This is a genomic window from Thermoleptolyngbya sp. C42_A2020_037, from assembly GCF_015272455.1.
Lineage (GTDB): Bacteria > Cyanobacteriota > Cyanobacteriia > Elainellales > Elainellaceae > Thermoleptolyngbya.
Genome location: NZ_JACYLP010000045.1, coordinates 317106 through 338083, shown reverse-complemented (window position 1 = coordinate 338083; position 20978 = coordinate 317106). Strand labels below are relative to the sequence as shown.

14 protein-coding genes and 1 pseudogene are annotated in these 20978 nt (G+C 58.1%); 8 read left to right on the top strand and 7 right to left on the bottom strand.

Features of this window, described 5'->3' with window-relative positions; all coding sequences use genetic code 11:
• Positions 1-164 precede the first annotated feature (164 nt).
• Positions 165-2876 (top strand): cation-transporting P-type ATPase, encoded by a 2712-nt coding sequence (locus IGS16_RS15440; RefSeq protein ID WP_297086893.1) that lies wholly within the window; start codon positions 165-167, stop codon positions 2874-2876.
• 105 nt (positions 2877-2981) lie between these two features.
• Here IGS16_RS15440 and IGS16_RS15435 read toward each other — a convergent pair whose 3' ends face one another.
• Both IGS16_RS15435 and IGS16_RS15430 read right to left on the bottom strand, forming a co-directional pair.
• A complete protein-coding gene (locus IGS16_RS15435; protein ID WP_297086891.1) occupies positions 2982-3320 on the bottom strand; it encodes a hypothetical protein in 339 nt (112 codons plus the stop codon).
• A gap of 111 nt (positions 3321-3431) precedes the next feature.
• Entirely contained in the window at positions 3432-3668 is a 237-nt protein-coding gene (locus tag IGS16_RS15430; RefSeq protein WP_297086889.1) for a hypothetical protein, read from the bottom strand.
• Positions 3669-3771: 103 nt separating this feature from the next.
• Here IGS16_RS15430 and IGS16_RS15425 point away from each other — a divergent pair, with 103 nt between their 5' ends.
• Positions 3772-7377, top strand: coding sequence for a filamentous hemagglutinin N-terminal domain-containing protein (locus IGS16_RS15425; RefSeq protein ID WP_297086887.1), 3606 nt, complete (start codon positions 3772-3774; stop codon positions 7375-7377).
• Complete coding sequence (locus IGS16_RS15420) at positions 7374-9125, top strand: ShlB/FhaC/HecB family hemolysin secretion/activation protein (RefSeq protein ID WP_297086886.1); 1752 nt, start codon at positions 7374-7376, stop codon at positions 9123-9125. The genes IGS16_RS15425 and IGS16_RS15420 overlap by 4 nt, the downstream gene beginning before the upstream one ends.
• A gap of 324 nt (positions 9126-9449) precedes the next feature.
• Here the strand turns inward: IGS16_RS15420 and IGS16_RS15415 are convergent, their stop codons facing one another.
• Positions 9450-10202, bottom strand: coding sequence for a DUF6714 family protein (locus IGS16_RS15415; RefSeq protein WP_297086884.1), 753 nt, complete (start codon positions 10200-10202; stop codon positions 9450-9452).
• A gap of 254 nt (positions 10203-10456) precedes the next feature.
• Between IGS16_RS15415 and IGS16_RS15410 the strand changes: the two are divergent.
• Positions 10457-10678: pseudogene (locus tag IGS16_RS15410) on the top strand (ISKra4 family transposase); the annotation flags it as partial.
• Here IGS16_RS15410 and IGS16_RS15405 read toward each other — a convergent pair.
• Entirely contained in the window at positions 10640-10837 is a 198-nt protein-coding gene (locus tag IGS16_RS15405; protein ID WP_297086882.1) for a hypothetical protein, read from the bottom strand. The pseudogene IGS16_RS15410 and the gene IGS16_RS15405 sit on opposite strands and share 39 nt — an antisense overlap.
• Before the next feature lie 318 nt (positions 10838-11155).
• Here IGS16_RS15405 and IGS16_RS15400 point away from each other — a divergent pair, with 318 nt between their 5' ends.
• On the top strand, positions 11156-11887 hold the full coding sequence (locus tag IGS16_RS15400) for a hypothetical protein (protein WP_297086880.1): 732 nt from the start codon (positions 11156-11158) through the stop codon (positions 11885-11887).
• Between the two features lie 4 nt (positions 11888-11891).
• On the opposite strand, the gene IGS16_RS15395 is transcribed toward IGS16_RS15400, so the two are convergent.
• A complete protein-coding gene (locus tag IGS16_RS15395) occupies positions 11892-12341 on the bottom strand; it encodes an SRPBCC domain-containing protein (protein WP_297086878.1) in 450 nt (149 codons plus the stop codon).
• Positions 12342-12487: 146 nt separating this feature from the next.
• Between IGS16_RS15395 and IGS16_RS15390 the strand changes: the two genes are divergently transcribed.
• The gene (locus IGS16_RS15390; protein ID WP_297086876.1) at positions 12488-13840 is read left to right on the top strand and encodes a glycosyltransferase family 4 protein; all 1353 of its coding nucleotides are present in this window, start codon (positions 12488-12490) and stop codon (positions 13838-13840) included.
• A 108-nt stretch (positions 13841-13948) separates the two neighbouring features.
• The gene (locus IGS16_RS15385; protein ID WP_297086874.1) at positions 13949-16591 is read left to right on the top strand and encodes a hypothetical protein; all 2643 of its coding nucleotides are present in this window, start codon (positions 13949-13951) and stop codon (positions 16589-16591) included.
• Between the two features lie 91 nt (positions 16592-16682).
• Here the strand turns inward: IGS16_RS15385 and IGS16_RS15380 are convergent, their stop codons facing one another.
• Both IGS16_RS15380 and IGS16_RS15375 read right to left on the bottom strand, forming a co-directional pair.
• Positions 16683-17129, bottom strand: a complete 447-nt coding sequence (locus IGS16_RS15380; RefSeq protein WP_297086872.1) for a hypothetical protein — start codon at positions 17127-17129, stop codon at positions 16683-16685.
• Between the two features lie 182 nt (positions 17130-17311).
• Positions 17312-18484, bottom strand: coding sequence for a 5-(carboxyamino)imidazole ribonucleotide synthase (locus IGS16_RS15375; RefSeq protein ID WP_297086870.1), 1173 nt, complete (start codon positions 18482-18484; stop codon positions 17312-17314).
• 591 nt (positions 18485-19075) lie between these two features.
• On the opposite strand from IGS16_RS15375, the gene IGS16_RS15370 reads away from it, so the two are divergent.
• A complete protein-coding gene (locus IGS16_RS15370; RefSeq protein WP_297086868.1) occupies positions 19076-20971 on the top strand; it encodes an N-acetylmuramoyl-L-alanine amidase in 1896 nt (631 codons plus the stop codon).
• Positions 20972-20978 lie beyond the last annotated feature (7 nt).

Genomic DNA, 20978 nt, shown 5'->3' with positions numbered 1-20978 from the left:
GTTCAAAATACACACCTACAGCTATGCCCCCGACTAGTTTTGTCAGTCAACCAGCGACAGATTGTTTTTTCCTGTTTCAGGTGTAAGTTTTGGTGGGAGCAGTTGCCTCGATTTAACTCAAGATTTCGATTTGGTTAACTCAAGATTTTGATTTAGAACTGCCTATGACTCGCACTCTAGAAAAGTCGCAAGCTCAATCCTGGCACGCGCAACCCGCCGACATCGTAGCGCGATCGCTCGACGTTGATCCACGTCTTGGCTTGGCGGCCGAAGAGGTGGCCCAGCGACGAGAACGGTATGGCCCCAACGAACTCAAGGCAGCGCCGGGGAAGAGTCCGCTGGTGCGGTTTTTGCTGCAATTTCATCAGCCATTGCTCTACATTTTGCTGATTGCAGGGACGGTTAAGGCGTTTTTGGGATCGTGGGTAAATGCCTGGGTGATCTGGGGCGTGACGCTGATTAACGCCATCATCGGCTACGTGCAGGAGGCGAAGGCAGAAAGCGCGATTGCTGCGCTGGCGGCGACGGTGCAAACCGAGGCGACGGTGGTGCGCGATGGGCAGACGGTGCAGGTGTCGTCGGCGGAACTGGTGCCGGGGGACGTGGTCAAGCTGGTGTCGGGCGACAAGGTTCCGGCGGATTTGCGGCTGGTGACGGCGCGAAATTTGCAGATTAGCGAGTCGGCGCTGACGGGCGAGTCGGTGGCAGTGGAAAAGAGCATTGTCCCGATGGCGGAAGATGCGCCGCTGGCGGATCGGCGAAACATGGCCTACGCGGGCAGCTTTGTGACCTCAGGGCGCGGCCGCGGCATTGTGGTGGCGATCGCCAACAACACCGAAACCGGGCGCATTTCTCAACTGATGCAGCGGCAGACTAACTTATCCACACCGCTCACCCGCAAGTTTGAAAAATTCAGCAAAACATTGCTTTATTTTATCCTGGCGGTGGCAGCGCTGACCTTTGCTGTGGGGCTGGGCTACGGCAATCCCTGGCCCGATATGTTTGAGGCGGCAGTGGCGCTGGCGGTGAGCGCGATTCCTGAAGGGCTGCCTGCGGTGGTAACGATTACCCTGGCGATCGGCGTGTCGCGCATGGCCCGCCGCCATGCCATCATCCGCAAGCTGCCTGCGGTGGAGGCCCTGGGCAGCGCCACCGTCATCTGTTCCGACAAAACGGGCACGCTGACGGAAAACCAGATGACTGTGCAGGAAATCTACGCGGGCGGACAGGCATTCTTTGTGACGGGGACGGGCTACAGTCCAGTGGGCGCGATTCAGCCCGTGGAGTCTGGTCAGCTTACGAATCCGGCGCTGACAGAATGCTTGAAAGCAGGGCTGCTGTGCAATGAGTCTTATCTGGAGCAGGACGATGGCCAGTGGCAGGTGATTGGCGATCCGACGGAGGGGGCGCTGATTGTGTCGGCGCAAAAGGCGGGCTTTGGGATGGCAACGCTCAAGGCAGAATTGCCCCGCATCGACTTCATTCCGTTTGAGTCGGAACATCAGTATATGGCGACGCTGCATTCAACGGGCGAAGGGGGCAATCGCCTGGTGTATGCGAAGGGATCGGTAGAGGCGATTCTCTCGCGCTGCGATCGCGCTTTGTCTGCCAGTGGGACACTCCAGCCGCTTGATGCCGATGCGATTTACCGCCAGGTCGAATCGATGACGGAGGCGGGAATGCGGGTGCTGGCCTTTGCCACAACATCTCTAGCCCAAGACACGCTTGACCCGCCGGATATTGACACTGGCCTGACGTTTCTGGGCTTGCAGGGAATGATCGATCCGCCGCGCCAGGAGGCCGTGCGAGCAGTGCGGGCCTGCCAGTCTGCGGGCATTCAGGTGAAGATGATCACGGGCGACCACATTGGCACGGCAACGGCGATCGCCCGCCAGATTGGGCTACAGCGGGATGGGCAGGTGCAGGCCTTTACGGGGCAAGCCCTGGCAGAAATGGACGATCAGCAGCTGGCCAACGCAGTAGAAAATGGCTCGGTGTTTGCCCGCGTCGCGCCAGAGCAAAAGCTGCGGCTGGTGGAGGCACTGCAAGCAAAGGGCGAAGTGGTGGCGATGACGGGCGACGGCGTGAACGATGCCCCGGCGCTGCGGCAGGCAGATATCGGCACGGCGATGGGCCGGGCAGGAACGGAGGTGGCGAAGGAAGCCGCCGACATGATCCTGACGGACGACAACTTTGCGTCGATTGAAGCGGCGGTGGAGGAAGGGCGGACGGTCTATCGGAATTTGCTAAAGGCGATCGCCTTTTTGCTGCCCGTGAATGGGGGCGAGTCGATGTCCATTTTAATCAGCGTGCTGCTGAATCGGGCGCTACCGATCCTGTCGCTGCAAGTGCTGTGGATGAACATGATCAACTCCATCGCCATGACCGTGCCCCTGTCTTTTGAACCCAAGTCGGAGCGCGTGATGCAGCGCCCGCCGCGCAACCCCCGTGAGCCGCTGCTCAACCGCAAGCTGTTGAAGCGCGTTTTGCTGGTGTCGCTGTTCAACTGGATTGTGATTTTTGGCATGTTTGAATGGATTAATCAAACGACCGACAACATCGCGCTGGCGCGGACGATGGCGATCCAGGCGCTAGTGGCAGGGCGGATTTTTTACCTGCTGAGCATTAGCGAGTTGGGGCTGGGCCTGGTAGATAAGCTGCGCGGCCGGATACAGCAGATTCCGTCTGCTCCGGCTGTGTTGTGGGGCATTGCGGGGGCGATCGCCCTACAGGTTCTCTTTAGCCAGTGGAGCGTGATGAATCGCCTGTTTGCGACCGCGCCACTGAGCCTAGAGCAGTGGGGCATTTGTCTGCTGATTGGGGTGCCCATGATTGGCGTAGCAGCGATCGCCAATCGACTGCATCCGCCAGAGTAGTGAGCCAGGTGGATTTTGGATTGCACGCAGGAAGTCTAATCAAAAAGGCGATCGCGCTCCATGTTTAGGAAAGGCGATCGCCCTTTTGCTTGCGTGGCAGTCGTGTTACTGGTTCACCTCGATCCTTCGCCAGTCTCCCGATCCGTCTGCCTGTTCCACATAGCCGCTCACTACCACATCACCCGTGCTGTAGACATTGATGCTTTTGATCTCAAGGGTTTCCCGCTGCCCGGTGCAGCCATTGACAACTTGAATCTGAAACTCTAGCTCGCCATTAGTATCCATCTGTTGACGGATGTTCATCAGCGAATCCATCGTCTGGTTGACAAACTGGAAATTGCATCGCAGAGAATCGTCCCGTCCTTCCAGGGCCAAGGCTGGCCCGCCAGCCAAAATCGAAATCGCCGAAGCCACTGCTAGAAACGCGGTGTGAAAAGTCTTCATAGGTGAACGTAAGTGCAGGTATAGAGAACGTCTGAACGTAACCGTTACATCCGCAAAATACCCATGAGACCCACCCATTTTCCGAAGATAGATTGTCCGTTTATAGAGTCTTTACAGGCGATCGCGCTTCCATGAGAAAAGGGCGATCGCCCTTTCGCTGATCTTGCAGGCATACTCCTGCTTCGCCTCGATCCTTTGCCAGCCTGCGAAGCCATCTGTCTGTTCTACGGAGTCGTTAATCACTCCATTACCCGTGCTGTACCCGTTGATACTCCGGATCTCCAGCATTTCCCGCCGTCCTGTGCAGGCATTCACCAGTTGACCTAGAGGGTCATTCCAAAAGTTCATAAAATTCATCAATTTTGAAGCTGGCATTGCCGACGACGCTGCGAGACTTGATCTGAAGTGATAGGTTATTGGCAAACGTTTTCTAGGGTTGGCGAGGTTTTGTATGACAAAGGCAGGCAAGTGGTCGGCATTGGTCTGCTGGAGAGATGGGGCGATCGCCCTCGCCGCGCTGGGGATATTGGGGAGTGTATCGAAGGGGGCGATCGCCCAGAGCGCCATCACGCCCGACGCGACCCTCGGCGCAGAAAGCTCGATAGTGGTGCCCAACCAGACCCTAAACGGATTGCCAGTTGAAATTATTCAAGGTGGCGCAGAACGGGGGCGCAACCTGTTCCACAGCTTTCAGCAGTTCAACGTCAGTGCAGGTCGCGGCGCTTATTTCCAGACTTTTGACACCAATATTGCCAACATCATTGCCCGCGTTACAGGGGGTTCGCGTTCCGAAATTCTAGGCACGCTAGGCACTTCTAGCCCTCAGCCCGTCAACTTGTTTTTTATCAATCCCAACGGAATCCTGTTTGGGCCACAGTCTAGCCTGAATGTGTCTGGCTCCTTTTTGGCGACGACGGCCAGCGCTATCCAATTTGGCGCTCTGGGCGAATATAGTTCTGACAATCCGGCCCCACCCTCTCCGTTGCTCACGGTCGATCCAAGCGCGCTGTTTTTTAACCAAGCGGCAGGCAGTGTTGTGAATCAATCTGTTGCACCCCTCGTGGGGGGGACATTTCCCGTAGGGCTACGGGTTCGCAATGGGCAAAGTCTAACGTTGGTAGGTGGTGATGTGCAAATGGAGGGCGGGCGATTGAGCGCCTTTGGCGGACGGGTTGAGATTGGCGCAGTAGCAGGGCGTGGGGGAATATCGCTCGCATCTGATGGCACGCTGCGTTTTCCCAATGGGTTGGCCCGAGGCAATGTCACGCTGTCAAATTCCGCAATCATAGACGTGAGCTTGAATGAGCGGGGTGATGTTGGGATTACTGCAAATAACATCGACATTCTCAGCGGTAGCGAAGTTTTGGGGGGGATTTTTTCCAATCTTGGCGCAGAAGGGAGTAAGGCAGGAAATCTGACGCTGAATGCCTCGGGTACAGTGCGGATTGCAGGGTCTAGCTTTCTGCAAAACAACATCAACTCGAACGCGATTGGAACCGCTGGAAATATCGAAATTGTTGCAAATCAGATCCTTATGGCTGAGGGAGCACAAATTACTGCCAGTACCCTCGGACGGGGCGATGCAGGAAATATAATCCTCCGAGCGGGCGATCGCATTGTGCTGGACGGCATCGGAACAGCAATTTTCAGCAGCGTTGAAAACACTGCTGAAGGGAACGGCGGCAGACTAGGAATTGAAACCGGTTCCTTATCTCTGAGTAACGGCGCACAACTCATTGCCAGCACGGCTGGACGAGGCAATGCGGGAAACATAGAAATTCAGGCCCGCGATTGCATCTCGTTGACCAACCGCCGCACAATTATCTTCACCGAGGTAAGCCCTGGCGCAGTCGGTAATGGCGGAACACTTCAGCTTGAGGCAAGTTCCCTAACGCTGACCGACGATGCCGCGCTCAGCGCAAGCACCGTCTTAGCAGATGGCAATGCAGGACAAATCTTCCTGCGGATACGCGATCGCACTTTAATCAAAGATAGCCAGATTTTCAGCAATGCCATCCCTGCGGTTGCAGGACGCGGCGGCAATATTTTCCTAGAGACAGGCTCACTGTTAATTTCCAATGATCCTGATTCGCAAAATGTACCAAATCTGAGCGCTCTGACCGCTGGGCGTGGAGATGCTGGAAATATCACGCTCCGCGTCCGCGATCGTGTCATCCTCAACAACAGCTCTATTCTGACAGGCGTGAATGAAAACGCAACAGGCAATGGGGGTAATATTCGGATTACAACCGATTCCTTATCTTTACGCAATCGCTCTCAAATTTCGCCAGGGACGCTAGGACAGGGCAATGCAGGAAACGTGTGGATTCGGGCCCGCGATCGCGTAGCTCTACGAGAAGGTAGCAGTATGCTGAGCGTCGTTGGGCCACAGGCAATCGGCCAAGGCGGAAGAATTCGTATCCGTACCGGATTTTTAACATTATCTGACGGTGCCTCGCTCATTTCTAGCACGCTCGGTCAAGGAAATGCGGGTAACGTAGATATTCGGGTGCGCGATCGCATCATACTTAATGGGCAGAGCGGAATCTCCACAAGTGTGGAAGAAAGCAGTGTAGGACAGGGTGGCACGCTGCAAATTCGTACCCATTCTCTATTCCTGAATGGCGGCTCTCAACTCATTGCAAATACGCGAGGTCGGGGAAATGCCGGAAATATTCGAGTAATGGCTGGAGGAACTGTCCAGCTTACAGGTATCAGCCCAGAGAGCGGGCGCTCTACTGCATTTCTGACCAACGCAACTGAAACCGCACAAGGGCGCAGCGGCGATATTATGATCCGCGCCGACCATATCCAAATTCAGGATGCAGCCGTTATCTTTGCCCAAAGCGGCAACAACCGTCGGGGCGGCAACGTGCAATTGACGGCGAATCAGTTCAATGCGACTGGTGGTGGGCAGGTCATTGCCAACACCGCTCGAAGAGGGCGAGCCGGAAACATCACCCTCAACGCTGGACGGATTCTGCTCTCTGGTCAAGACGAAACGGTGAACAGACGCCGCCGCAGGTTTTCTACAAGCGTTGCAAATGTAGGTGATGGTGAAAGCGGTCTATTTGCTGACACTCAGCCTGACTCCACTGGGCGGGGCGGTAGCATTACGGTACGAGGTCGTAGCTTAGCACTCCAGGACGGTGCAGCGATTACTGCCCAAACTGCGGGTCAGGGCGCAGCAGGCAACATTACCCTAAGACTGAATAATCGCATTCAGCTTAACAACGCCAACATCACTGCAAGCGGAAACCGGGCTGCTGGTGGCAGCAGCATTATCCTGGATACAGCTCTCTTAAACCTAGAAAATCGTGCGGCGATCGCTGCTGAAAGCGTAGGCGAGGGAACCGCCGGGCGAGTTCGGATCAACACGGGCGATCGCCTCCGAATGCGCGACAGTGACATCACCACCCAGGCTCCAAATTCCGCAGGCGGCGATATCGTCATTAATGGCGATCGCGCTTCCAACAGCGTTACCTTACTCGAAGGCGACAGCGACATCACCACCAACAGCCGGGGCGACGGCGGCAACATCACAATCGGCGGCGCGGGCGTGGTTGCCTTCGACGACAGCGACATTATCAGCCTCTCCAATGACCGTCGAGGCGGCAATATTACCTTATCTCCCTTCTTTAGCGAACCGACTCCACCTGGCAGCGCGGATGATTTTGACGGAAACGATCAGGTCGATCTGAACGCATCGGGACAGACCGCCTCTGGGCAAATTACCACTCCCGACACCGACAGCGTTCAAAACAGCCTCACGCCGCTAGCAGAGGTCTCGGTAGACGAAGGGCGGCTGCTAGCGAATAGCTGCGTGGTGCGCGATCGCCAATCGGGTCGCTTCATCATCACCGGAGCCGATGGATTGCCCCAGCGGCCAGGCAACAACTCGTTTCCGTCCTTCCCCACGGGCGACGTGCAGCCGTTGCCAGACCCCCCAGCCCCCCAGTCTCGCAGATGGCAGCCAGGTGAACCAATCCTAGAGCCAAACGGGGTGTATGAACTAACAGATGGACGGTTAGTGTTGAGTCGGGAGTGTGGCAGATGAGAAGACGCATCCAAACTGTGGGCGGGGTACTAGGGCGGTGGGCGGCGGCTGGATTGGTGGCAATGTTTCCAGCGCCGCAACGGGCGATCGCCCAAGCAATCCCTGACGGGGCAAATTCACCCGTTGTGTTGCCGCCAGATGCCGAATCGCGCCCTTTCCCCATCGAGCAGCCGCGAGACACGCCGCCGCTGCCTATTGAAGTGCCTGCTGAGCCGTCGTCGCCCGTGCTAGACCCTGCTTCGGGCACGACAAACCCCGATCCGGCGGTGCCTGTGGTGCGCTTCCGGGTGAATGAAATCAACGTTACAGGGAATTCTATCTTGCACGACGAGATTGCCGAAGCCATTCAGTGCTGCGTGAATCAGGACGTGACGTTTGAAGAACTGATCGCATTACGCAGCGCCATCACTCAACTGTACATTGACCGGGGCTATGTGACATCTGGCGCATTCCTGCTGAATAACCAGGACGTTCGCAGCGGCGTGGTAGAAATTCGAGTGGTAGAGGGCGAACTAGAAGACGACATTCAAATCACAGGCTTGCAGCGGTTGAATCCGAGCTACGTGCGATCGCGCTTGCGGTTAGCCGGAAAAAAGCCGTTGAACCAGCGGGATCTGGAGCGGGCCTTGCAACTGCTGCAAATTGATCCGCAGATTGAATCGGTGGATGCCGAACTGACGGCGGGCAGCGTTCCCGGCCGCAGTCTGCTGGCGGTAAATTTACAAGAAGCATCGCCGTTTTCTGCAAATATTGGCGCGGACAACTATCAGTCTTCCAGCATTGGCTCGGCGCAGTTCAGCGTCTCTGCCAGCTATAGCAATCTGCTGGGGGTGGGCGATCGCCTCTTCGCTAGCTACGGCCGCACCGACGGGCTAAATCTGTATAACGTGGGCATCAGCCTGCCCGTCAATCCCCGCGACGGCACGATTACCCTCAGCTACAATACCAACGATAGCCGCATTATCGAAGATGCCTTCGAGGATTTTGACATCCGCAGCGAGGCTGAAACTTGGTCGCTCCAGTTTCGCCAGCCCCTCTCGCGCAGCGTGAATCAGGAATTTGCCATTGGCGTGGGGCTGGATTTGCGCCGCAGCCAGACGTTCATTTTGGGCGATCGCCCCTTTAGCTTTTCACGCGGCGCAGAAAACGGCGAATCCAGGGTGACGGCGCTGCGCTTTTTTCAAGACTGGGTCGAGCGCGATCGCCTCAGCGTGCTAGCTGCTCGTTCAGAATTTAGCCTTGGGCTGGATGCCTTTGATGCCACAGTGAACGACAGCGGCACTGACGGGCTGTTTGTCAAATGGCTGGGGCAGTTTCAGTGGGTGCGCCGCTTTTCGGGAAGATCGATCTTTCTGGCGCGGCTCAATGCCCAGCTCACGCCCGACTCGCTGCTGTCGATCGAGCGAATCGGGCTGGGCGGCTTCGATACGGTGCGCGGCTATGCCCAAAACCAAATCGTTGCTGACAACGCCATCTGGGGTTCTCTAGAAGCCCGCTTTCCCCTGCTGCGAAACTCCGACCGCCTGACGCTGATTTCATTTTTGGACGCGGGCCATGCGTGGAACATCGACTTGGACAATCCAGAAGACGACTTTCTGCTGGGCATTGGCGCAGGGTTGCGCTGGGAGGCGTTGCCCAATCTAGTGGTGGGGCTAGACTACGGACTGCCGCTGATTGATGCTCAGTCTCAAGGCGACTCCCTGCAAGATAACGGATTCTACCTGTCGGTGCGCTACTTCCCGTTTTAGCTCGTCGCGCCAAGACACGCGAATATGCTGCTGGAGGGTAGTGGATTATTCTAAAGGGAACCAACAATGGGTTTGGCTGGCCATCGATGCCGAGACCCGAGAAGTGATTGGCTGTTATATCGGCGACTGTTCTCGGGACTCGGCAAGGGCACTCTGGGAATCTCTGCCAGCGGTTTATCGCCAATGTGCCAAAGTCTATACGGACTTCTGGGACGCCTAAGTTACGGTGATTCCGAGCAAACGCCATGAGGCGGTGGGCAAAGACAATGGCTTGACCAGTTACATCGAGCGTTGCCCGTTGCAGTACTTCTTCCAGCCAATCTCTCAGGTGGAAAATTGCCCCCAATAGGCATCGAGCGCTTTCTGAGCTGCCCATTCATCCGACTCCCCATAGGCTGCATTGAACTGCAGAAATTGACAAACTGCCCTTGACTGCTCCAGGTTCAGCACACCAAATCGAGACAACATAGACTCTCTAAGCTCAGGTTTGTCTGGCAAGAGACAACTATAGATAACTGAAGCACCAGCACTTGTAGTGTGTGGACACCGGAGCGCATGGAGCATCCAAACAGGTAGGTAATACCGCCATCCCTTGCCATCCAGAAAGCTAAAGGCATCCCACAGTTGCTTAATCCACTCGATTGGTACATCTTGCCAGCGCTGGTCTGTGTCTAGTGTCCGAGCCGCAGCACGTTCCTCCTCGCCGCCCCAATCATCAATCACCCTCGCTTCGTGGAGCGTAACTCCATCCTCACGACTGACTCCATCAAATGCCTTCGTAATTTGTTCGATGAGTCTTAGTCTGTCTTGCTCTGCAAGCACATCGAGGGGAGTCCAGTTTGGTATTCGCTCATCTTCTATGGTTGGACGACGAACCTGGCTACTCCACTGAGGGTCGCACGCGCCACATTCAAGAAAACTATGTTGGGCTGCCCGCAGGCATGACTTTAGTACCGCATCAATATCTTCCCAAAAACAAATGGGACAAATCAAATAAGTACCTGGAGGTGGTGCAGACAAGACCCGATACCCACAGCAGGGGCAGGGATATAGCAGACTTGCGTTGCTCCTATTCACGATCTAAGAGGATGTTTAGGAAGTAGCAGTGGACACCGGTATTAGGAAAGCTCCCTAGAGTTTAGGCTGAAGTTTATCAAATGCTCAACAGCCTTCCAGGAAGCCATGACCTTAGCCTACGCTAGCGAACTGACACTTGAACAGTACCCATTGTTTGCCGCACTACTCAGCCCCGCTCATGCAACAGGTAGACCGCGCAGTGTGAACTTGATGATGGTGGTGCAAGCGATCTTGTATGTGCTAATGAACTGCATCAAGCCCAGTGCTTTTGTCAGTCTTTACAGAAGCACCGGCACCGAATTGTCAACTACGAGTATTACCAGAGGGAGGGCCTCTGCTCGATTGGTTCCGGTGCGGTGGAATCAACTGTCAAACAAATTGACCGTCGCTTACAGATTTCGGGGGCACGGTGGAAACCAGAGCATGTGCCGAACGTCTTAGCCCACCGCTGTGCTTACCTCGACAACTTGCTCTAATTTCCTCTCTAAAGGTGACACGCACCCCAGGCTCAGGTTCACAGCTTCTACGGGAATTTGTTCGGCAACAATGGTTAACCCATCCGGGAGTCGGTGAACCGTTGGCGCATTGAGACGAGGCGGTTTGCTCGCCTCTAGCACAGTCGGAATTGGAGTCATTGGGTAACAGACAAACAGTTCTTAATCTATCTTAATCGTCTGAACCATTGAAAACAGCATTGCCGCTCTAGTTTTCCTAGTTTCATCCTACCCATCCCCCTCTCCATTACGCTCAATCGCTGACCTCAATCCCTGAGCAGACTTCACTTTCCGGAGTGCTCCAGGGAATCCTGGTAGGAAAGAATGATTGGGATGATTGGCGCTGGGTTTGGGAATGGCAGACAGGGCAGGGGGCTGAAGGTCTGGGGTTTCAGGCGGTCAGGGCGACGCAGTTGAGAAAGGTCTGACAGACTTTGCCCGCGATCCAGCGAGATGGAGATGTTTAGGAAAGTTTTGGAGGCAGGAATGCGGCAGATGACGGATACGTCTGGCAATCGGGCAATGCTTGGGGCAAGGCTGGGAATGGTGCTGGGGGCGATCGCCCTGGGGGCTTGCTCATCTAGTGTTTCCCGCGTTCCCATAGAACCGTCCCCCGTTGCGAAGGGACAGGCTCCAGAAGCCTCTCTCGCCTCCGCTGCAACCGTTTCCGGCGCAGCAGCCCTCGAATCCACCACCGCAGAAATCTCGGCAGACGATCGGGCCACGATTCGGCAGTTGGGCGTGCCGCTGGTGGTGCCTACGGTTCTGCCGCCGGAGACGTATTTATCCGATGTCGTAGTCACGTCTGATCCAGACTGGGGCAAGGAATATACGCTCTACTACCGCTCGTTTTCAGCCGATAGTGCGATCGCCACTTGTTTTCAGATTGAATACAGCGACGGTGGCTTTGGTGGCCCAGTGCCGCCCAATAGCCGGCCCATCGAAACACCTGCGATCGCCCGCTCCAACGACCCCTACTTCATCTATTGGGCAGACAACGAGGCATCCAGCGATGATTCTCCCTTTCCAGCCAACGCTGTGTTTTCTGACTGGATTGAGGTTCCGGGCGTACCCGGCGGCTATCGACTCAGCAGCGGCCTGATCGATTCGGAACTGGTGCGGGCCTGCAACTTCCTCGACCCAGATTCCGCCGTGGCGATCGCCTCGTCGCTAGACCGTCTGGAGCCTTGATTCTTCAAACCCTTGCTTTCTCCCCTTGCTCGGCGTAGCGCTTTAGCTCCTGCGCCATGCGTCGCAGTCCGCTCTGTTCGTCCCGACGGATAAACGGCAGCAGCAGGGTGGTCAGTGTGCCGGAGAGGGTTTCGCGGTGGAGATATTGCGTGCGATCGCCCCCCAAGTCTTGCAGTTCAAACCAGTGTTCGCTGCGAAATCCGGGCGCGGTGTAGCGCAGGCTCAGACAAACCGATGGCTGCACCAGCGTCACCAGCGGCTCGATCTGGGTTTCCTCTTCCCCCATGACGCGCTTAATGGACAGGCGAACGGTTTTGCCCTGGCGAAAGGGGCGATCGGGCGACAGGTCGTAGAAAAAGGTGTTCCAGCGAAACCACTGGTGTTTGTCCATCAGCACTTGCCAGACGTGCGATCGGGGCGCGTTGATTTCCGTTTTGGCATAGAGCGTGGGCATTTTAGGGGAGCAGTTTGGAGGGTGCAGTAGGGTTTCAATAAAAGGCTATAGGATTTACGCATTTTCTTGCCGTATTTTCAACGTTAGACTGTGTTCCCGAATTCCCCAAATTCCCTAAATTCTCGCCTCCAACCCCCCGGCAGCCCATGCGGATCTTGATGCTGTCTTCGACCTTTCCCTATCCGCCGACTCGCGGCGGGACGGAGGTGCGAACCTTTCACCTGCTGCGATGGCTGGCGCAACGGCACGAGGTGACCCTGCTGACACAGCGGGTGAATGCGACCGGTTCGGAAGTGTTGGCTGAAGGCGCAGAAACCCGGACGAGCGCGGATGCCGATCTGGCGGCGCTGGAGGCTTTGGGTGCAAGGGTGTTGTGTTTCCCACTGGGGCGATTCGCGAAGCAATCCCTACGGGAATGGCCTCAGGGCAATTTCCCTGGCGGCTCATTTCGCAATTCTCTGGGCAAACTGATGCGACTAGGGCGATCGCACCTCTGGGGCATTCCGCCGAACGTGGACTTTCGCCATAGCCCTGCGCTGCAAGCCTGGGTGGATGACGCAGTGCAGCAGCGCCGATTTGACGTGCTGACCTGCGAGCATGGTGCAAATGCGGTGTACGTGCGGCCGGAGTTTCAGCGGCGGGTGCGGACGGTGCTAAATGCCCACAGCTTTGCTGTCGGCTGGACGCGGGCCGAACTGGCGCTGGGCGTGTCGGCCAATCCCTGGCGCGATCGCCTTTACTTGCCCACGATAGAGCGCTACGAGCGACGGTTTCGGCAACAGTTTTCCCGCGTGGTGGTGACAACGGCGGAAGATCGGCAGCAGTTTTTGGATTTTTTGTCGGGGCCCGATTTTGCCGCTGCCAATGCCGACCCCGACTGGGTACAGGTGGTGCCAAACGGGATTGATTTGGCAGCCTTTTTGCCCCGTGTGGCCGATCCGGGGGGATATCGGCTGGTGTTTGCAGGCGCGATGGATGCGCCGCATAATATCGACGCAGTGTATTTTTTTGTTGAAGCGGTATTACCATTAGTGCGATCGCGCTATTCTGAAGTCACTTTTTGCATTGCGGGGGCGCGTCCGACAGCCGCAGTGCAGGCGCTGGCACAACATCCTGGCGTGCAGGTGATGGGCGCGGTTGCGGAGATGGGTGCAGTGTTGCGGGAGGCAACGGGGTGTGTGCTGCCGCTGCGGCTGGGGTTTGGCATTAAAAACAAAACCCTGGAGGCGATGGCGGTGGGCGTTCCGATTGTGGGGAGCGATCGCGCTCTGGAGGGGTTGCCCATCGAGGCGGCGGAACCACTGGCGCTGCGGGCCAACACGCCGACAGAATACGCAGGGGCGATCGCCCGTCTGTTTGACAGCCCTACGCTGCGGCAGCAGTTGTCTCAGCGGGCCCGTACCCTAGTGGAGACCCACTACACCTGGGAAACGGTCGGTCAGCAGTATGAGCGGGCGCTGATGGAGCCGTCGCCTGTTATAGAACCCTGGCATCCTTGAGCGCCGCCCCGCTCGCAAACGTCATCTGGGAAGAGTGATGCAGCGGTGATGAAAAAACCGGCCCGTCGAACCCGTCCAGCCCAAAAGCAGAGCGCATCTTCGTCTTCTATGGCGGCCCGTCACCTCCGCATCACGCCGCCCAGGGTCAAGGTTTTTGTGTCGCCAGAACCGCCCTCTTCTAAAACGACTGCGGCTCCTCGCCCCAAGGTCAACGTGTGGGTGGGGCGATTGGCAAAGCAGCCTGCTCCGGGGTCGCGCTCAGTCGATTTGCCGCTAGAAGACTCGCTGGAGGACTGGGAAGCCGAATTTCTAGACGAAAATCCCCCGGTCGAATCCAACGGCGTGAAGTTGCTGGTGTCGCCGCCGCCGCCCAAGCAGCGCCCCTGGCTGGGGAGCCTGCTGGCGACGATCCTCTGGCTGGGCAGCGGCAGCCTAGTGGCAATGGCGGGCTGCACGGCCTTCTGGCTGATTGTGAATCCGGGGCGGGTGAGTTGGCTGGGCTGGGCGCTGCCGGAGTGGAACCGGGAAGCCTTTATCCGCGACGATACGCCGCGAAGCTGGGGCGCAATCCAGGCAGAAGCCGCCCAGCAAAACCGGACGCTGGGCACGCCGCTGATGCGGTCGGTTGGTCGGGGAGCATCGGCTGGAAAGGCAACCGTGGTGCTGGTGCCTGTGCTGGCTGCCCAGCCCCGCTGCGCTGCCGGGGCAGACGCTTGTCTGCATCTGGTCGAACTGCGGGCCTATCACCTGGAAACGCCGCTGGGCAAGGCAGAAAGGTTGAGCAGCGACACTCGGCTGCAACTGGGCGATCGCCTTCCGGTGGCCGGCCCAAGGGAGTTTGGCGTGGTGTCGCTGCTGCCGGGGGGCGCTCCGGCGGGGCAGGGTTCGACCCGTCGCCTGCCCCTGCAACAGGTCGAGCCGATTGAAGGGGATGCGCCCAAACCCGACGGCTGGTTTTCCCTCAGCGGGCAGCAGCGACGGGGTAGTCAGGCGATCGCCTATGGGCAAATTGGCTATTACGATGCGGCTCAGCGACGGCTGCGGCTGCTGATTTCCTGGAGTAGCCTGGTTCGCCGCCCCCGCTGGCAGGCGGTCACAGGCGATGACCCGCCAGAACTAGTGGTTGACCAGACCGTGGGGCTGGAGCCTCAATTTACGGTTTATCAGGTGAAACCGGCCGAGGGCGGCATCGTGCGGCTGGAGGCGATCGCCCTAGAACAGCCCCCCTTCGCCAGTCAGAGCTTGGAGAACGCGCTGTTTCTCGCCCGCAACGGCCTGTGGAGCCACGCCCGCGCCTGGATGGAGGGCTATAAAAAACGCAATCCCAAAACCTGGACTGCGGCCGCCCAGGCCCAGCTTGACCTGATTGCGCTGCACGCCGCCGCTACCCGCGCCCAGGCCGAGCGCGATCGCGCCAGCCCCAGTCAGCGCCTCGCCACGTTGATCATCGACAGCCGATGGGAAGCGGCGATCGCCCTGCTGCAAACCGCCCTGCGCGACGGGGCCGATTTGCGGACGCTGATTGGCGGCGATGCAAACCGCTGGCGGCAGCGGGCCGAGGCGATGCTGCGGGTGGATGCCGACCACACCGATGCCCAGTTTATCGGCGGGCTGGTGGTGATGCTGCGGCAGGGACGCGACGAGGCGATCGCCTGGCTTCAGACCCAGAACCGCGCCCCGATTCCCAAAACGCCAGCTTCGCCGCTGCACCCGCGCACCCAAGCGGTTCTGCGCCGCCTCGACCAGTTGCCTTTGCACAGTCAGGCCCTCTACCCCAGCCGCCTGATCGGCACTGCCACGCCCCTGGCCAGCCCCCGCCCCAGCGACTGGGACACGCCCGATGGCTCTGCCCTGCCAACGCTGCCCGATGGTGAGGTGTGGTATCGCATCTCGCTGACCCGCTATCACGACGGCACGACCTGGCAGCACACCCCATTTTCTCAGTTGTCCAGCCGCCTGACTCCGGGTTTTCTGTGGAACCAACTCGGACTGGGGGATTCGCAAAGCGCTGCCCACGGGAATCGCCCCACGCTCCAGTACACCACCTGGAACCCGCAGGCCCAGATGCAGTCCCATCCGCTCACCGTGCGAGCGCTGCGGCTCCAGGGCAGCGCTATTCAACTGCTGGCCAGCGGCCAACCCCTGGGAGACTCCCTAGCCAATCGCCCCCATCTCGTCCTGTCGGATGCCGCACTCAACTGGGAACTGCCCACCGACAGCACTTCCCTGGCTGCCCTCCAACTCCAACAGCCGCAGCAGGGTAGTGCTATCTTGCGAACCCTTGCCATCGAGCTACGCCGCGCCCGACCGAACCTGCCGCTGCCGCCTGCCGACGACCCAGAGGCGCTGGCCCAAGCCTTCGGCTCCTGGAGCGTGCAGCTTGCTGACCTGACGGGCGATTCCCGCAGGGATCACTCGAATCGCCAGATGGAGGTGATTCTGGCGCTGCATCCTGACCTGCTCGATCCGCCCCCTGCCGAACCCGCACCGGAGTCGGACGATCTGGAATTGCTTGGCGCGTCGCCTAGCCCCCCTGCCCCATCCAGTGCCCCACCGGATGCCCCGCTCCGCACGCTGATCTTTTCTGCCAGCGGCAGCCTGGTCTACAACGAACTGACGACGAATACGCAACTAGTGGCGATCGCCCGCATGGAAGGGGAGACAGCGCCCGTCCTAGTAATCACGCAGGGCGATCGCGTTACACTGCGGCGGTGGCTTGCGTCTCCACAGCGCTTCGAGCCAATCGACTAAGCCAATCGACTAAGCCAAAACAACTAAGCAGAGGCGATCTGACAAGCTATCCAAAAATCACCAATCCAAAATCCAAAATCCAAAATCAATACTACCGAGCGTCTTCATTGATCGGCGCAATATATTGCCGATTGGCACGGACGTAGCACGTTCCCAGGGTTTGCCCCGGCTGGGCAAAGGTGAGCGCATCCGTACCGCGCACCCGCAGCCAGGGAGCGCCATTCTGGAAGACGATCGCTTCATTTCGCACAAACTCGGCCGTCAGGATTGCCCCAGGCGCAATGCGCGATCGCACGGCTCCATTGGGACTGACGCGACAGTTCAGATAGGTCGGGTCTGGATCGACCACCAGCCAGCGACGGTTGTAGTAATTGCCTCGGTTTCCCTGCATGATGGCAGTCGTGTAATCGCCGCTGCGGTTTGGCATGGGAACTTCGGCCATTTGGGCGATCGCAGGCATCGAAAAACCCATAGACAGACCCATTACCAGCCCTGTTCCCAAGACCAGTCGTAATTCATTCAGTTTCAGATTCATCATAGCGTTCAAAATTTGACTCAAAGTGACTCAACAGGATATATTCAAACCATTCAGCAACGTGTGTTAATCAGTGTGTGCTGAAGTCTGCGCTTTGAGTAGCTTCATTCCCGCTCAAAAAGATTCCTGAGAGTCAGGCGATCGCTGTGCCAGAACCCAGATCGGCTGGCGCTGGGGGGATGGCGTTAGTCTGACTCGCCGTACCAAATGGCTTCTACTTGGCGGGCGATCGCCTCTGCCTCTGCCCGTCCCTGCCCTGGCTGTAAGCACACGGTGACATGGCCCAGCTTGCGCCCCGGCCGCGATTCAGATTTGCCATACCAATACACCTGAGCCTGGGGAATTGCGGCAAGCTGCTGGCGCAGAGCGGCGTAGTCAGACTCAGTAGTTTCAAAGCCCAGCAGGTTGACCATCACCGCGCCCGCGCAGGTAAGCGCCGTAGACCCCAGCGGCAGCCCTGCCACGGCCCGCAGATGTTGTTCAAATTGCGAGGTAGCACAGGCATCGAGGGTGTAGTGCCCGGAATTGTGAACCCGGGGCGCAATTTCGTTGACCAGCACGCGCCCGTCGGTCGTCAGAAATAGCTCAATGCCCAGCACACCGACATAATCTAGGGCAGTGAGGATTTGGCGGGCGATCGCCCCCACCTGCTCCGTCACGCTCTCAGAAAACTCGTTCAGCGCATACACCCGGCGGCAGACCTGCTGTTCTTGCTGCGACTCTACCACTGGATACAGCGCGATTTCGTGCGATTCATGAAGCGATCCCTGGGGGAATCGCCCCCGCGCCGCCATCACCGCCAGCTCTCGCTCAAACGGCACAAACGCTTCCACAAGCCACGACTGTCCCGGCTTTTGCAAGACTGCTTCCAGTTCTGCCTGGGTTTTGCAAACAAACGTGCCGTAGCCATCATAGCCATGTCGCCGCGCCTTCAGCACCACCGGAAACCCAAAGCTCGCATCCAACTCGGACACGCTGGTGATTGCCTGAAAGCGGGGCGTAGGAACGTGGATGGACTGATAAAAAGAACGCTGATCGAACTTGTCGAGGATGGGAGCGATCGCCCCTAACGACGGCGCAAAGATTACACCTTGAGAGGCGATCGCGCTTAGACCCACCAGATCCACAAATTCATTCTCAAACGTGATTACGTCACACTGCTGGGCCAGTTGCGCCGTTGCCGATGCATCTTCCACCTGCGCCAAGACAACACCGTCTGCAATGCCAACGGCCGGATCATCCCGACTCGGCGTTTGCACGATGAGATGCAGCCCCAGTTTCTTGGCCGCCGCGCCCATCATCCAGGCAAGCTGCCCGCCGCCAATCACCCCCACCCGCTTCACATCGCTCCCTGCCATTCCTGTCTATCGCCACCACAGCATTCTGTCTGCATCAGTATAGCGATTGCCCAAAACCCTCGAAAAACCTAAAGCACGATTCCCGAAAGGATTGCTTCGCGAATCGCCCCTGCCGCCCCTGCAATGCGAAGCGACCTCTCAGAACAAGCCAGAAAGTCCTTAGGAGGGGGTGTGGGGGACGCTTCGTCCCCTGCAAAGGGGGTTTGGGGGATATCCCCCAAGGCTTGCTGGCTCGGCGATCAAATTCCTCAAAACTGTCCTGAATCGCATCAACTCTGTGCGTAGGCCTCTGACAGGGCTAGTACTTCACCTGCGCTTTTGGAATTTCCGCAAACCTAGAAACTTATGTGAAGCCCAGTACGTCCGATAGACAAGTTTCGTCGATGCTGCCCTGAGCCATCCAGAGATCGGTATGATGGATGGTTTCTTCAGGAGGCGGTTCGATTCTCAATTCTTTGAGATTTTCCTAGCTAAATCTGATCGCATTGCGCCAAACCTGATTAATATCGGTTTTGGTCGATTGCGATGGAGGTTTGTGCGACTAAGCTGCATCTGCCCCAACTCCCCAATCGGTGTTTTAAGAGGTTGATTGTGAGATTTTCTTGGTTATTGTCTGGTGTGCTGGGCGTTGCAGGGTCTCTCCTGATTGCCGTTTCTGCTGAAGCGGGCACGCTGCAATCCTGGCAGTTTAACTCGGCGGAAAACCGACTGGTCTTTACCACCGATGACGGCGTGCAGCCCAGGGCCCAACTCATTTCCGACCCGGTTCGCCTGGTCATTGATCTGCCAGGAATTACCCTCGGCCGCTCGACAACCCGCCAGAGTGGAACCGGCGGCATTCGGGAAATTCGCCTGGGGCAAGTAGACGCTCAAACCACGCGCATCGTGATTGAGCTAATGCCCGGTTATACCCTCGATCCGCAGCGGGTCTTGGTGCGCGGGGCCACGCCGACCGACTGGTCTGTGCAAATTCCTACGCCGCAGTTTGTCGGCGGGCCCGTGGCAGGCAGCCCTTCACCCACGCCCGGAACGCCGCTGCCCGCACCCAACCCTCCCGCGCCTGCACCTGCGCCTCCAGCAGCGGGCCCTGCTCAGATTGACGAGGTGCAAATTACCCAAGACGGCTTTTTTATTCGCACCAGCGGCGGCGTGCCTCGCCTGACGCTGCGCCGCAACAGCGACCCGCGAGATGTGCAGTTCGACATTGCCAATGCTCAGGTTTCGCCCCAGTTGACCAATCGCGATTTGCGACCGAACCATCGCGGCGTGGAGCGAATGCGGCTGGAACCCCAGCGAAACGGCGTTGTGCGGCTGTCGCTGCGCCTAGAGGGTCGCCGAAACGACCGCAACCGTCGCGGCTGGCAGGCCAGCGTCAGTGATTTTGGTGGGATTGTGCTGCTGCCCAGCCTCAATGCCAACAGCGGCGTGGTGGCGACCCGTCCATCCCAGCCTGCGCCGACCCCGCTTCCCCCTACAACTCCGCCTATCACCCCTCCCACCTCGCCCAGCCAGCCGCCGCGCCCCGGTCAGCCGCCCGTCAGCGGTCTTTCGACGGTGCAATCGGTGGAGTTGTCAAGCAATGGTCAGCAGCTACTCATCCGGGCGGATCAGCCGATTACCTACACCAGCGACTGGGATCGGGGGCGGATTTTCTATCGAATTACGATTCCTGATGCGCGGCTGGCAGAGCGGGTAATTGGTCCACAAATTACGGCGAACAGTACGATTCAGCAGGTGCGCCTGTTGCAGGAAGATGAGCGGACGGTGGCGATTTTGGTGCAGCCTGCCGCTGGCGTGGTGATTCGAGATGTGATCCAGCCGAGCGATCGCCTCTTGGCCCTGGAACTGCGCGGCGCTGCCCAGCCTCCCACCATACCCACACCCACCACCCCGCCACCCATCGTGACACCCCCTACTACCACCCTACCCCGCGTTCCCACCGGCCGCGTCGTGGTCGTGCTAGATGCGGGACATGGCGGTCGAGATCCGGGCGCAGTGGGCATTGGCGGCATCCGAGAAAAAGATATCGTTTTGTCCATTACAACCCAGGTGGCTCGTTTGCTAGAACAGCAGGGCGTACAGGTGGTCATGACTCGCACAGACGATCGAGAAATTGACCTGGAGCCGCGGGTGCAAATTGCTGAGCGGGCGCGGGCGAATATTTTCGTCAGCATTCACGCCAACGCGATTAGCATGGATCGCCCCGATGTCAACGGGATTGAAACCTACTATGCCTCTGAAGCGGGGGCACGGCTGGGCCGCGTGATTCACGACAGCATGGTTCGCAATACGGGCTTGAACGATCGCGGCTTGCGGAGCGCCCGGTTCTACGTGATTCGCAACACCTCAATGCCCGCAGTATTGCTGGAAACGGGGTTTGTAACCGGAGCGCAGGATGCAGCGTTTTTGGGCAGCGCTCAGGGACAACAACGCATGGCATTTGCGATCGCACAGGGTATCCTGCAATATATTCAGCAAAACTTCTAAACATTTC